The organism is Micromonospora sp. NPDC005215 (assembly GCF_040607915.1).
GTDB lineage: Bacteria > Actinomycetota > Actinomycetes > Mycobacteriales > Micromonosporaceae > Micromonospora.
This window is the reverse complement of sequence record NZ_JBEXHQ010000052.1, coordinates 40,194-53,540: the sequence shown is the minus strand read 5'-3', so window position 1 is coordinate 53,540 and position 13,347 is coordinate 40,194. Positions and strand designations below refer to the sequence as shown.

At 68.4% G+C, this 13,347-nt stretch carries 14 protein-coding genes and 3 tRNA genes; all 17 read right to left on the bottom strand.

The features are described from left to right. Positions 1 to 138: 138 nt before the first annotated feature. Positions 139 to 855 (bottom strand): 50S ribosomal protein L1, encoded by a 717-nt coding sequence (rplA, locus tag ABZU25_RS28935; protein ID WP_355032520.1) that lies wholly within the window; start codon positions 853 to 855, stop codon positions 139 to 141. Between the two features lie 78 nt (positions 856 to 933). Then, complete coding sequence (rplK, locus tag ABZU25_RS28930) at positions 934 to 1,365, bottom strand: 50S ribosomal protein L11 (protein ID WP_110563109.1); 432 nt, start codon at positions 1,363 to 1,365, stop codon at positions 934 to 936. Positions 1,366 to 1,552: 187 nt separating this feature from the next. Beyond that, positions 1,553 to 2,275, bottom strand: coding sequence for a transcription termination/antitermination protein NusG (nusG, locus tag ABZU25_RS28925; protein ID WP_355032519.1), 723 nt, complete (start codon positions 2,273 to 2,275; stop codon positions 1,553 to 1,555). A gap of 39 nt (positions 2,276 to 2,314) precedes the next feature. Further along, positions 2,315 to 2,707: a preprotein translocase subunit SecE gene (secE, locus tag ABZU25_RS28920; RefSeq protein ID WP_355032518.1), complete on the bottom strand. Its 393-nt coding sequence runs from the start codon at positions 2,705 to 2,707 to the stop codon at positions 2,315 to 2,317. A 212-nt stretch (positions 2,708 to 2,919) separates the two neighbouring features. After that, a tRNA-Trp gene (locus ABZU25_RS28915) sits at positions 2,920 to 2,992 on the bottom strand. A gap of 129 nt (positions 2,993 to 3,121) precedes the next feature. Beyond that, positions 3,122 to 3,514, bottom strand: a complete 393-nt coding sequence (locus ABZU25_RS28910; RefSeq protein ID WP_355032517.1) for a MaoC family dehydratase — start codon at positions 3,512 to 3,514, stop codon at positions 3,122 to 3,124. A 1-nt stretch (position 3,515) separates the two neighbouring features. After that, positions 3,516 to 3,962, bottom strand: a complete 447-nt coding sequence (locus tag ABZU25_RS28905) for a MaoC family dehydratase N-terminal domain-containing protein (RefSeq protein WP_355032516.1) — start codon at positions 3,960 to 3,962, stop codon at positions 3,516 to 3,518. A 125-nt stretch (positions 3,963 to 4,087) separates the two neighbouring features. Beyond that, positions 4,088 to 4,255 carry a 50S ribosomal protein L33 gene (gene rpmG / locus ABZU25_RS28900; protein ID WP_007073056.1) on the bottom strand — a complete coding sequence of 56 codons (168 nt, stop codon included), beginning with the start codon at positions 4,253 to 4,255 and terminating at the stop codon, positions 4,088 to 4,090. Between the two features lie 134 nt (positions 4,256 to 4,389). Continuing rightward, positions 4,390 to 4,462: transfer RNA gene (locus tag ABZU25_RS28895), tRNA-Met, on the bottom strand. Between the two features lie 24 nt (positions 4,463 to 4,486). Continuing rightward, positions 4,487 to 4,559: transfer RNA gene (locus ABZU25_RS28890), tRNA-Thr, on the bottom strand. 93 nt (positions 4,560 to 4,652) lie between these two features. After that, complete coding sequence (locus ABZU25_RS28885) at positions 4,653 to 7,178, bottom strand: bifunctional diguanylate cyclase/phosphodiesterase (protein ID WP_355032515.1); 2,526 nt, start codon at positions 7,176 to 7,178, stop codon at positions 4,653 to 4,655. A 566-nt stretch (positions 7,179 to 7,744) separates the two neighbouring features. Then, positions 7,745 to 8,947, bottom strand: a complete 1,203-nt coding sequence (locus tag ABZU25_RS28880; RefSeq protein ID WP_355032514.1) for an epoxide hydrolase family protein — start codon at positions 8,945 to 8,947, stop codon at positions 7,745 to 7,747. 128 nt (positions 8,948 to 9,075) lie between these two features. Continuing rightward, positions 9,076 to 9,210, bottom strand: coding sequence for a hypothetical protein (locus ABZU25_RS28875; RefSeq protein WP_355032513.1), 135 nt, complete (start codon positions 9,208 to 9,210; stop codon positions 9,076 to 9,078). 160 nt (positions 9,211 to 9,370) lie between these two features. Further along, positions 9,371 to 10,333 carry a hypothetical protein gene (locus tag ABZU25_RS28870; RefSeq protein ID WP_355032512.1) on the bottom strand — a complete coding sequence of 321 codons (963 nt, stop codon included), beginning with the start codon at positions 10,331 to 10,333 and terminating at the stop codon, positions 9,371 to 9,373. Positions 10,334 to 10,476: 143 nt separating this feature from the next. Beyond that, positions 10,477 to 11,682, bottom strand: a complete 1,206-nt coding sequence (locus tag ABZU25_RS28865; protein WP_355032511.1) for a WD40 repeat domain-containing protein — start codon at positions 11,680 to 11,682, stop codon at positions 10,477 to 10,479. Continuing rightward, a complete protein-coding gene (locus tag ABZU25_RS28860; protein WP_355032510.1) occupies positions 11,679 to 12,203 on the bottom strand; it encodes a SigE family RNA polymerase sigma factor in 525 nt (174 codons plus the stop codon). Before ABZU25_RS28860 ends, ABZU25_RS28865 begins: the two co-directional genes overlap by 4 nt. A 311-nt stretch (positions 12,204 to 12,514) precedes the next feature. Then, positions 12,515 to 13,123 (bottom strand): hypothetical protein, encoded by a 609-nt coding sequence (locus ABZU25_RS28855; protein WP_355032509.1) that lies wholly within the window; start codon positions 13,121 to 13,123, stop codon positions 12,515 to 12,517. Between the last annotated feature and the right edge of the window lie 224 nt (positions 13,124 to 13,347).

Here is a 13,347-nt window from a genome sequence, read left to right as displayed (position 1 = left end):
AAGGGGTGGACCTGCTGGCGGTGCCGGATGAGATGATCTCGGCGGCGCCCGGCGCGGCACGGTGACGGTGGGCCCAAGCGGAGCGGGGGAGCCCACCGCCACAGTCGTGGCGGCGCCCCGGTGGAGCAGATTGCCGACTCAGGCGTCGGCGGCGTCTCCCGTGAGGTTCTTCACCAAGTTGGGGTCGACCGGAACGCCCGGGCCCATCGTGGTGGTGAGGATGACCTTACGGAGGTACTTGCCCTTGGCCGCGGACGGCTTGGCACGCAGCACCTCGTCGAGCACCGCCGCGTAGTTGTCCACCAGCTGGCTCTCCGTGAAGGAGGCCTTACCGATGATCAGGTGCAGGTTGGAGTGCTTGTCCACCCGGAAGGTGATCTTGCCGCCCTTGATGTCCTGAACCGCCTTGGTGACGTCCATGGTCACCGTGCCGGTCTTCGGGTTCGGCATGAGACCGCGCGGGCCCAGGATCCGCGCGATCCGGCCGATCTTGGCCATCTGGTCCGGCGTGGCGATCGCCGCGTCGAAGTCGAGCCAACCACCCTGGATCCGGGCGACCAGCTCGTCGGTGCCCACCTCGTCGGCACCCGCGGCAGCGGCCTCTTCGGCCTTCGCGCCGCTGGCGAACACGATCACGCGGGCGGTCTTACCGGTGCCGTGCGGCAGGTTGACCACGCCGCGGACCATCTGGTCCGCCTTGCGGGGGTCGACGCCGAGGCGCATGGCGACCTCGACCGTGGCGTCGAACTTGACGTTGGTGGTCTCCTTGGCCAGCTTCACGGCCTCGGCGGGGGTGTAGAGCTTGTCCCGGTCGATGACGTCGGCGGCCTTGCGGTAGCTCTTGCTGCGCTGCATTGCTGATCACTCCTGTGGTCTCTGGCGGGCCGCTCGGCGCGGGCCCTCCCACTGTCGGGTCGACGGCCTGGGCCGACGTCAGTCGTTGACGGTGATGCCCATCGACCGGGCGGTGCCGGCGATGATCTTCTCGGCCTGGGCCAGGTCGTTGGCGTTGAGGTCGGCCATCTTCTTCTCGGCGATCTCACGCAGCTGGGCGCGGCTGACCGAGCCGACCTTCTCGGCCTGCGGAACGCCCGAACCCTTCTGCACACCGGCAGCCTTGATCAGCAGCCGGGCGGCGGGCGGGGTCTTCAGCACGAACGTGAAGGACCGGTCCTCGTACACGCTGATCTCGGCGGGAACGATGTCGCCCCGCTGGGACTCGGTCTGCGAGTTGTAGGACTTGCAGAACTCCATGATGTTCACGCCGTGCTGGCCGAGCGCGGGGCCGACCGGCGGCGCCGGCGTGGCCTGGCCCGCCGGCAGCTGAAGCGTGAACGTCTTGACGAGCTTCTTCTTCGGAGGCATGTCACTTCCTGGGGCTTGGAGCTGGGAAAATGCGGCTGTCGCCGCCCTCGGAGCGCGCACGGTCAGCGCGGTGCGACAGCGGCGACATTCAAGAGTAGCGCAGGCCGCAGCCCACTCGTCCGCCGAGGTCGAGCGGGAGGGCGTACGCCGACGTCGGCGGCGGGTCGAACCCGCCGCCGACGACCAATCAGATCTTGGCGACCTGGTTGAAGTTGAGCTCCACCGGCGTCTCGCGACCGAAGATCGACACCAGCACCTTGAGCTTCTGCTGGTCGGCGTTGATCTCGCTGATCGTGGCCGGCAGCGACGCGAACGCGCCGTCGGTGACGGTGACCGAGTCGCCCACCTCGAAGTCGAGGACCTTGATCTCCGGCTTCGACTTCTTCTGCTCGGTCTCGATGGCCGGCGCCAGCCACTTCAGCACCTCGTCGAGGGAGAGCGGGGCGGGCCGGTCGGCCCGGTCGGTCGCGCCGACGAAGCCGGTCACGCCCGGGGTGTTCCGCACGCACGAGTAGGACTCGGCGGTCAGCTCCATCCGAACCAGGATGTAGCCCGGGAAGACCTTGGCCTGGATCTGAGAACGCTTACCGTTCTTGACCTCGATCTCTTCCCGGGTCGGCACCTCGACCTGGTAGATGAAGTCCTCCATGTCGAGGCTCGTGATCCGGGTCTCGAGGTTGGTCTTGACCTTGTTCTCGTAGCCGGCGTACGAGTGCACGACGTACCAGTCACCCGGCGCGTAGCGCAGCTTCTGCCTCAACTCCGCGACCGGGTCGAACTCCTCGTCCGGCGCGGGCTCGGTCATGGGGAACTCCGGCTCGCTGGCGGCCTCAACCGACTCGTCACCAGCCGCCGTCGCGACAGTGGACTGCTCGTCCACGGGTCCGGCGGTCTCGTCGTACTCAGGCACGCTCGCTCACTTCCGTCACTATCGGCTGGAGGCAGCCGGTCAGTCCGAGTTGCCGAAGACAAACAGCACGACCTTGGCGAAGCCGAAGTCCAGCACGCTGACGATCGTCAGCATCACCGCGACGAACGTCACCACCACAGCGGTGTAGGTCAGCAACTCCTTGCGGGTCGGCCAGATGACCTTACGCAGTTCGGCTACAACCTCGCGGAAGAACCGGGCGATGCGGCCGAACACGCCCACCCGACCCGTTTCCGACCGCGTGGTCGGCCGGCTGTCCGCCGACTCTGCCCGGGCACGGGACCGCGTGGCGGTGCCTCCCCGGGAAACCGGCTCGTCCGCGCTGGAGGCGTCATCGTCGGCTACGTCGTCGACGACCTCGTCGTCCAGACGATCGTCGCCGGCGTCCTCGCCGCGCCGCTTGTTGTCGGCCACTTCGCCCTCCGTCGCGGAATCTCGGGTCGCACGCCGAGCGGCGTACGCGGCGCTGGTCACGCCGGCCGGACCCAACCGTCCCGCGACGGGCCGCGGCCGGTGGATCATCCGGAGGGCCCGATTGCCTCGGACCACCCCGCCGATGCCACCACCACGGGCCGGACGCCGCCAAGCTGGCGGCGCGACCCACGGGAACGGTCAGGCCTGAGGCGCAGGGGTGACAGGACTTGAACCTGCAGCCTGCGGTTTTGGAGACCGCTGCTCTGCCAATTGAGCTACACCCCTGTGCGGCAACACTCGCCCCACGCGGTCACAGACGACCGAGCAGAGGTCACTTGCCCCACGGCGGACCAGTGTACGGGTAGCCGCCCGACTTTCCCAACCGGTCTCTCCGCCTCGCGTGGCGGGCCAGCTTCAGCGCGTCGTCCGGATGGTCGCGCGGGCCTGCGAGAGCACCTTCTCGCCCCCGCAGGTCGCTGTCACGTCGAGTCGGGTGAGCCCGTCCCCGGTCACCTCACGGACCCGCGCGGTGACCTCGATCTCGGTGCCCCGGTCATCGTCCGGGACCACCACCGGCCGGGTGAAGCGCACGCCGTACTCGACCACCGCGTCCGGCGACCCGGCCCACTCGGTGATCGCCCGGCCGACCAGCGCCATGGTGAACATGCCGTGGGCGATCACCCCGGGCAGACCCACGTCGGTGGCGAACCGGTCGCTCCAGTGGATCGGGTTGAAGTCACCCGACGCGCCGGCGTAGCGGACCAGGTCCCCGCGGGTCACCTGGAACGTCTTGGCTGACAACTCCATCTCAGGCCTCCCCGCGTACGACGATCTTCGACCAGACGGCGACGACCGGTTCCCCGGCCACGGTGCGCACGTCGGTGCGCGTGGTCAGGAAGCCGTGCCCGCCCCTGGTGCTGACGTCCTCGATGGTGTTGACGCAGACCAGCTCGTCGCCGGCGACCACCGCTCGGGTGTACGCGAACCGCTGGTCACCATGCACCACGCGGCTGTAGTCCATACCCAGGGCCGGGTCCTCGACGATCTGGCGGCTCGCGGCCATCGTGACGAGCACCGGGAAGGTCGGCGGAGCCACCACGTCGGGGTGGCCGAGCGCCTGCGCGGCCTCCGGGTCGTGGTGAGCCGGGTCGGTGGCGCCGATCGCGGTGGCGAACTCGCGGATCTTTTCTCGGCCCACCTGGTAGGGGGCGGTCGGCGGATAGGTCCGGCCGACGAAGGAAGGGTCCAGGGACATGCCGCGAACCTACACGGGACGCACAATCGCCGACCTGGTCGGCAGGCTGCGGCGGAGCCGCACCACACCGGTCAGATCGGCGATTGGAAAGCTTGGACACCGGCCGGCACGAGGCCGGCCCCGGGTCAGCGGGTCTCGCGGTGGACCGTGTGCCGACCGTCGCGCGGGCAGAACTTCTTCAGCTCGATGCGGTCGGGGTCGTTGCGCCGATTCTTGCGCGTGATGTAGTTGCGCTCCTTGCACTCCACACACGCCAAAGTGATCTTCGGCCGGACATCGGTAGCCTTCGCCACGGCGGAGTGCCTTCCTCGCTAACGGAAACAACTACGACGCGCCAGCCTAGACGCTGACAGCGCGGACATGCAAAGTGGGCGCCGGAAGCGCCCATTTTCTTACGACCACCGGCAACGAGCCCGGAAGACGAGAGTAGCGGTGGCCGGACTTGAACCGGCGACACAGCGATTATGAGCCGCTTGCTCTACCATCTGAGCTACACCGCTGCGATGGGTCCAGCTGAACCCTCGAGCCCCCTTACGGAATCGAACCGTAGACCTTCTCCTTACCATGGAGACGCTCTGCCGACTGAGCTAAGGGGGCCTGCGCGATCTCCCCTGGGGGCGCGCAGAAGTAAGAGTACACGGCCCGGCTCGACAGGTGAAATCGGATCCCTGGTGATCGTCTACGGCCTGGTCAGGGCACGACGCGAAGGCGCGGCAGCTCCCCGCTGGAGATCGATTCCGGCTCGACCTGGGCGCCGAACCAGGCGGCCAGCCGCTCGTACGGCAGCGGCCGGCTGAACAGGAAGCCCTGCCCGATCTCACAGCCGATGTCCTGGAGAAGCTCCAGGGTCAGCTCACTCTCCACGCCCTCGGCGACCACCGCCAGCCCGAACTGCTGGGAGAGGGTCACCACGGCGTTGACGATGGCCAGGTCCCCCGGGTCGGTCGCCATGCCCTGCACGAACGAGCGGTCCACCTTCACCTCGTGCACCGGCAGCCGGCGCAGGTGCGCCAGAGACGAGTCGCCCGTGCCGAAGTCGTCCACCGACAGCCGGACACCCAGATCACGCAGCCGCTGCAGGGTCGGGATGGGCCGGTCGGTGCCATCCAGCACCCCCGCCTCGGTGATCTCCAGGGTCAGCCGCTGCGCCGGCACCCCGTACTCGGTCAGCAACTCCTGGATCCGGTCCGGGAAGTGCTGGTCGGTGAGCGTACGGGCCGCGATGTTGACAGCGATCGGCAGCGGCTGGTCGGCCAGTGCCCAGTCCCGGCTCCGGCGCAGCCCCTCGCGGAGCACCACCTCGGTGAGCCGGCTCAACTGGCCGGTGTGCTCGGCCACCGCCACGAAGTCCTCGGGAGCGACAGTGCCGTGGGTCGGGTCCTCCCACCGGGCCAGGCACTCGACACCAACCAGACGCCGATCCCGCAGCGTCACCTTCGGCTGGAAGTAGACCTCCAGCTCGCCCTGGTCCAGTGCATGGCGCAGATCGCCCGCCAGACCCAGCCGGCGCAACGATCGGGACTCCAGTGCGGGGTTGAACAGCTGCACGCTGCCCGGCACCGACTTGGCTGCCGTGGCGGCCAGGTCGACCCTGAGCAGCAGGGTCGCCGCGTCGCTGCCGTGATCGGGGTGCACCGCCACCCCGACGGCAGTGTTCACGTCGAGGGTGAGCGCGTCGAAGACCATCTCGTCACGGATCTGGTCGCGTAGCTGGGCGGCCAGCTCGAGTGCCGCCTCCGCGCTCTCCAACCGCAGTGTCACCAGGAACTCGTCCCCACCGGCCCGGCCAACCAGAGCCGACGACGGTGCGCTGGCCCGCAACCGGCTGGCAACCTCGGCGAGGACCTTGTCCCCGGCCGCGTGCCCGAGCGACTCGTTGACCTGGCGCAGCCCGTCCACGTCGAAGAGCAGCAGTGCCACCACCTCGCCGGGGGCAGCGATCTTGAAGGACTCCGCGAGCGCGCCGGTGATCCGCCGGCGGTTGGGCAGCCGGGTCAGCGCGTCGTGGTACGCGTCGTGCCGGAGCCTGTCGACCAGCCGCGAATTCTCCAGGGCGACGGCCGCATGCGCCGCCACGGTCTCGAAGATGGGGATGTCTGCCGGAGCGAAGTGGCCCACGTCGCTGAGCCGGTTGACCACCTCCAGCGTGCCGATCACCGCCTGCCCCGAGCGCAGCGGCACCGCGATGACGTCCTTGACCTTGGAGTCGGCGAGCGCGGACCGCAGCATCGGGTCACCGCCGAAGGCCCGGCCGAGAGCGACCGCCCGGCCCGACTCACGAGTCTTCTCCCGAAACACCGGCGGCGTCGGGGCGACGTCGAGCAGACCCCGGTCGTCCAGGCGGGAGGTCAGCAGGACCTCGGGGTGCCGGCCCTGCGCCGGGAGCCACAACGTGGCGTACTCGGCCTGCATGAGGGAACGGACCCGGCCGAGCAGCGCGTCCGTCAGGTTGCCGTCCTGACCCGCCTCGCTCATCGCCCGGGTCAGCTCGTACAGGTCGCCCAGCGTGCGGTGCTGCCGAATGAACTGCGAGTATGAGCGGTAGAGCAGGACGCCGGCCACCGCCAGGGCCAGCAGAAGCAGACTCGACCAGAGAGTGGTCGCCAGAGCGATCAGGATGATCATCCCGACCGCGACGTTCAGTGCCGTGGTCAGCAGGACCTGGACGGCCGTACTCGTCGTCTCCCGGGTGCCCTGCCAACCCTGCAGGAGAGTGATCACGCCGACCACGGCGACCAGGCTGATCAGCGCGTTGGCGGCGACAGCGGCGAAGACCGCGCTCCAGGTGGCCGGTCCCACCCCCTCGTGCGGGGGCATGGCGGCCAACACCAGCCCGGCGACGGAGAACCCGGCCGCCGCGCGGGCGACGTTGAACCAGAACTTCGGCGGCGCGTAGCCGCGGTGTATCTGGGTGAAGATCTCGGCCGCCGTAGCGACGACGACCATGAGCAGCGGCGACAGCCAGAACAGGGCGAGCACGAGTGGAATCTCGCTGAGGGTCACCACCACCGCTTGGCGGCGGACGACAAAACTGAGCGTTGGTATCCCGGCAGCAGCCATCACCACCAGCAACACCACAGCAGTCGGCCAGTCCGCGAGGCGGATCGGCACCGTCAGCGCGAGGATCAGCGACCCCACCAGGGCGATCCCGGCGAGGGGCGCCGTGATCAGCCAGGCGTGCTCGGTCGTACGACGTCGGACAGCCTTAGGTGACACCGCACCGCCCTGTCATCGGTCACGTCGCCGCCGCGCCGGAGTCACCGAGCGACGACTGACTGCGTTCCACTCGCGGGGGCGCCCCACTCGATGCTCGTGGACTGGAAGCCGCCGCCGAATTGGGCGCCTAGGAGACCAACGGCCAGCGCGGCGAGGACGATCGACGCCATGCGCAGCCGGCCAAACTTTCGACCAGACATGTGGAACTCCTGTCGGCAGGGGAGCTGTGCGGGGATGGAGATTCCACGATGGTGCCACAGCGACGTCCGCCAGGAAAGTTCCCCACCCGCGATCGGGCCAACCGAACCGCGAGCTGACCCGCTCGGCCGGCCAGGCACATCGTCCGGCCAGACCATCTGCTGATCAACCCACGTTGGTATGCCCAAGAAACGACCTAGCAGGGGAAAGCGCACCTACTAGACGTAACAGTTGAATTGACTGTGCGCCCTCCGTCCCGGGTACGCACACTACTCGCCGCTACCTCGCCGCAACAGGTCACTGTCATCTATCTGGTGACCGCATCCGGCGCCCCGATCGCCCTGACGCTGATCCACTCTGGCGCGGGTTCAGGACGTGCGCAGCGGCCGGAACGCGGCCCGCAGCTCGGCGGAGAATGCCTCCGGCTCCTCCCAGGCGGCGAAGTGGCCGCCGCGGTCGGCCTCATTGAAGTACGCGAGGTCCGGGTAGACCGTCTCCACCCAACTGCGCGGGGCAGGCCAGATCTCGTCAGGGAACGTGGTGAAGCTGACCGGAACCGAGACCGGCGGAGGGGCCTGGCCGGCCGCGGCGGCCGCCGCCAGGATCCGTCCGAGTTCCCAGTACCACCGGGAGGACGAGGCGCCGGTGCCGGTGAACCAGTACAGCGTGACGTTGTCGACGATCGTGTCCCGGGTGAGGCCGCCCACGGGCTCGCCGTCGACGAGCGCCCGGGCGATCTTGTAGTAGCTGTCGGTGTCGTGGTCGAACATCCAGGCCGCCAGACCGATGGGTGAGTCCAGCAGGGAGTAGCCGATCGTCTGCGGCCGGGTGGACTGCTCCAGGAAGTAGCCGAACCCATCCTTCGTGAACAGGTTGAGCGCGTCGTGCGCCGCACGTTCCTGCGCCGACTCCGCCGGCAGTTGGTCCTTGATTCCGGTCGCACCGGACAGCAGGTTGACGTGGATGCCGAGCAGCCCCGCAGGTGCCTGGCGGCCCATGGCGTCCGTGACGGCGGCGCCCACATCGCCCCCCTGGGCGACGTAGCGCGTATAGCCGAGGCGATTCATCAGCTCCGCCCACGCCCGTGCGATGCGGCCGTTCTCCCAGCCCAGCTCGGCCGGCTCGCCCGAGAAGCCGTAACCCGGCAGCGACGGCAGGACAAGATGGAAGGCGTCCTCCGCCCGTCCGCCGTGCGCGGTCGGATCGGTGAGCGGGCCGATGACCCCGAGCAGTTCCACTACCGAACCCGGCCAGCCATGCGTCATGATCAGCGGCAGGGCGTCCTCGTGCTGCGACCGCACGTGAATGAAGTGGATCTCGACGCCGTCGATGTGGGTGGTGTACTGCGGCAGGGCATTCAGCTTCGTCTCGAACGCGCGCCAGTCGTAATCCGTCGTCCAGTAGCGGGCCAACTCCTGAACCGTCGCCAACTGCACACCCTGGGAGCGATCGGTTGCCAACTCCCGGGTCGGCCAGCGGGTAGCCGCGATCCGGCGACGCAGGTCCGCGATCGCTTCCTCCGGCGTGTCGAGCCGGAAGGGACGGATCTCGTTGTCGGACAAGAACTCCACCTACCGGGTTGGGACGACGACCGGCGCCGGCGCTCCGACGGAGCTGGCACGCGTTGAGTTTCGCAGCGACCCCGTGGTCAGTAGACCAAAACGACAATTCAGGCCATTCGAACAGGCGCCCTTGGCCCTCATTCGACCCACTGCCGGCGACCCCGCGCGGCCGGCCACTCGCCGGCCTCGACAACGGCGACGGACGCCGCCGAGCCCACCTTGCCACCCTGCGCCACCGGCTGCTGAGCGTGCCAGCCCGGCTGATCCGCCACGCCCGCCAGGTCAGCCTGCGCCTACCCCCAGGACACCACCTGCTTGCCCGGGTGCTGGCCCGGCTGCGACGACTGCCGGTCTGGACCTGACCCACCCGGCCCACCACAGGCCCGAGGAACAACCCACGGAGACCCGCAAAGCCGGCGCCACCCCGTCTGGTCAGCCTCCGGTCAGGGGTCGGGGCACGTTCAGCGCGGCACCCGGTCGCGGGGTCACCAGTTGGGCGGCGACGCTCGCACAGACGCGTGCGCCGTAGTCGAGACCCCGCTGGTCCGGGTAGCGCACCTGCACAGCGAGTATCCAGTTGTTGGTGATGGCCAGACAGTTGACGTGCCAGTTGCCGTCATAGCCGAGCGAGGTCCAGCCGTTCTTGATGCTGACCGGATCCTTCTCGAGCATTTCCATCGGTAAGCCGTCGATGATGCCCCACCGGCCGCCCTCTCTCGTCTGCTGCTGATCTTTCTTGTCGGTGGTGCCCCAGACGTTGCGCATCTCCTTGAGCAACCAATCAGTCCATGTGGGACCTGCGGCCTTGCCGCTCTTGACACACTCGCCCATTCGTACCACGTCTTGGGCGGTCATCTCGGTGAAGCTCCACCAGCCCGCGTAGCCAGGTATGGTGCCCAGCCTCGTTTTGGTCAACCGGCAAAGGCTGATCATCCGTCTGATCACCGTTGTGCGGCCGCCAGCGTTGTAGAGCGCTTCGGCCGAGTCGTTGGAGCTGTAGCGGATCGCTCGGCTGGCCTGTTCCAGGCGTTCGTCCGAGGGCGTTTTGTTCGCCTCCGCCGTTCGGCGCAGGAAGTCCGCGACGATCCAAACCTTGATCATCGATTCGGTGGAGTTTGTCGACTTGGCACTGTTGGCCGAGCCTGCGGTCTGCCCGCTCTCGCGGTCCAGCAGTGCCCACGCGACGAAGCCGTCCACCGGCACCGATATCGGTGCGGCGGCCAGGGTCGGCGGCGGTGGCGGGGTCAGCGCGGGCGGCGGGGTGGTGGGGGTGGCGGATGCGGAGTCGGTCGGATCGGGGGTGGTGGCGAGTCTGGCGTACGCGGCAGGGACCAGCAGGACCCCGCCGAGAACAATCGCCGCGACAGCGAACACCATGATCACGCGAGGGCGCATAGAAGGCGGCTCCAGGGGGATGGGCCAAGGGGGTACGTGTTGCAGATGGGCGGTACGGGGCGGGCCGCGCGGCGGTGACCCGCCCCGTACCGGTGTCAGCTGGTCTGGCCGACTTCGTTGACGATGGCGAGGTCCAGCACGGCTTAGAAGGTGATCTTCGCGGCGCTGCTCGGCAGGCCGGCGGAGGAGCCGATGAAGAGGTGGTCGGCGTACTCGGCCGGTAGGTGCATCGAGTGGGTCACCCGACCGGTCAGGTCGACCACGAGCAGGCGGTCGTACTCGTCATCACCTGGTCCGAGGACCGGGGCGGGCTGGTCCGATGCCGGTATCCCGCCCGCGTCGTGGAAGACGCGGATCAGCAGGTGCTGGTCGTCCGTCCAGCCGATCAGGCCGCCGGAAAGGGGCACCTTGAAGCTGTGCTGGACCGCCCCGGTGACCGGATCGACCACCGTGACGGAGGTCTGCCGCACCCCATCGGAGTACGGGGCTAGCGCCAGTTGACCGCCATCCGGGGAGAAGCTGACGTCGTCCAGCGGCCCGCCGCTGGCGGGAACGGTACGCACCACTCTGCCAGCCAGGTCATAGAAGCGGATCCCGGTCAGCGTGGGCTCATCGACAGACTTGGAGAGCGTCAGCGCGAGCCCGTCACTGTCTGGCGTCCAGATCAGGCCGGTGGCCTGGTCGTTCTGTGCGGCCAGGTCGGGCAGTGGGACGAACGTTGTCGTGAGCGTCTCCGAATCCACCAGCACGAAGCCGGGCTTACCCGTGCGCGGCATGTGGGTGAAGAGGATGCGCTGCCCGTCCGGCGACCAGCGCCCGTCGCTCGAATAGCCGGGGAAGCGGGCGTCGCTGGTGCTGCCGAAGTCGGCGATCCACCGTACGTTCCCGCTGGCCCGGTCCAGTACGCCCGCCCGGGTTGGATAGCGCAGACTGTTGTCACCCGTCGCGACCAGCACCTGGCTGCCGTCCGGGGACGGCATGGCATACCGGTACGGCACCCGGTCGTACCGGCCGGTCTTCGCGTTCAGGAGGAGCGAGTACTGGAAGTTCGGGCTCGGATCATCGATTTTCGGATCGCGGATGCCGCTGTACGCGGTCACCACGAGTGGCCTCAGCCCGTTATCGGCGAACTGGTCGCCGGTCGTACCGCTGATCGGGGCGATGACGGCGACCACGCCGATCAGCGCGGCGCAGATCGCCGCGGCGAAGCCACCGCCGACGGCCAGCCGGGTGACCCGTTGCCGGCGGGCGCTGACCAGTACGGCCTGGGCCAGCCCGACCGGCGCGGGCGCGGTCTCGGCCAGTTCCTCGAATGCGGTCCGGAGCGCTCCGGTGAGGTGCGGGTTCATCGGTCTGCCGCCTCCTTCGTTGCGAGGATGTCGAGCCTGGGACAGAGTTCGCGCAGCCGGGCGAGAGCCCGTGCGGCCTGGCTGCGTACCGTGGATTGGGTGCAGCCCAGAATCTCCGCGATCTCGCTGTCCGGCCGGTCTTCGAAGTAGCGCAGCACAAGCACCGCCCGGTGTTTGGGCGCGAGCTGCGCCAACGCCTGTCTGAGCGCCAGGTTGAGATCGACGGTGGCGGTGGCGTCGGCCGTCGTCGCGACCTCCGGCAACTGTTCAGCGCTCACCTCGCGCCCCCGCCGGAGGCTGCGCCACCAACTCGTCTGCTGGCGGTACAGCGCGGTGCGCAGGTACGCCTCGGGGTTTCCGGTGCGGATCCGCCCCCAGTGTCGGGCGCCCTTGGTCAGTACCGTCTGGAGTAGATCCTCGGCCTGCTGACGGTGCCCAGTCAGGGCGAGCGCGGTCCGGAACAGTGCGTGCGAGCGGGCCGCGATGAAATCGCTGAACTCCCGTTCGAGGTCAGCGTCCATGGGTGTACCGATCCCTCATACCGATAACAACGCCAGGCCCGCGGTGGCTGCTGCCTTGCCGGCCAAGACAATTGCCGCCTGACCCCACCTGGCCCCGGACGAGCACGATCTCAGACCCGAATCCGCTGGGTAGTTGACGCGACACGGTGGGGATTGACGAACGGATGCCTTGGCACACCTGGATGGTTCCCCGTCCGCAGAGGCTGGACGGTCTGGCGACTGCCCGACGGGGAGATCCGCTATTACCCGTCAACAAGCCCACCGGGCCACAGCGCGACAGCCTTGTGTGCCCGCTTTGGGATCAAGCAGTGTCATTCGGCCGGTTTTGGCAGGTCGAGCCTCCGCCGACGACGGGCAACCGAGACCGCGATGAGCAAGCCGACGATGGCGCCCAAGACCAACATCACCAAAGCAATGGCGGTGTCCGAAAGCGGAATACCGAAGGTCGCCCCGCGGAAGAGGCTGCTGTGGCGGAGATCGTAGGACCAAGGGGCCTCACCGATGGACAGCGTCGAGGTGGACGCGCCGGAGGCCTGACAGACGAGCTGGTACGTGTACGCAGGCCTGCCGAGAAGCGTCAGGACCCCTCGCCATCGCTCGCCGCCGACGGTGAGTTCATACACGTCGAACAGTGAGGATTCCTGGGCCATTGGGGCAAACCCATCCCGCGTCGCCTGCTCACACTGCACACCTGGAACACCGTCCGGCCCATCCTTCGCCCACACCATCTGCGGCGACGAAGGGTGCAGCTGCACGGTCACCGGCTCACCCGGCGCGAAGCCGTGGCCAAGGTTTCCGGCAGGAGCCAGGAGCAGCAGGATCCCGGACAGTACGCCGCCGGCGGCGATCAACCCTGCGACGGCGAGCCCAACACGGGACGACTGCAGCACCGGCCGGCCGGCCAACGAACGAACAGTCATGAGACTCATTCTTGATCACCCCGATACCCCGATGCATCGGACGAGGAGGACAGCCCCACTAGGCTGAACAGCCCCGGGGCCCGTATCCCGTCGTCCCAGACGACGAACTCGGCGCCCTGGAGCAACGCCTGCCGGCACGCGCGATGCACTGGTACGTCATCAACAAGCGCGCTCAGAAGTTCGTCTCGCGTCACCAACCAGCTCCCGTCTGGGCCGTACCGCAG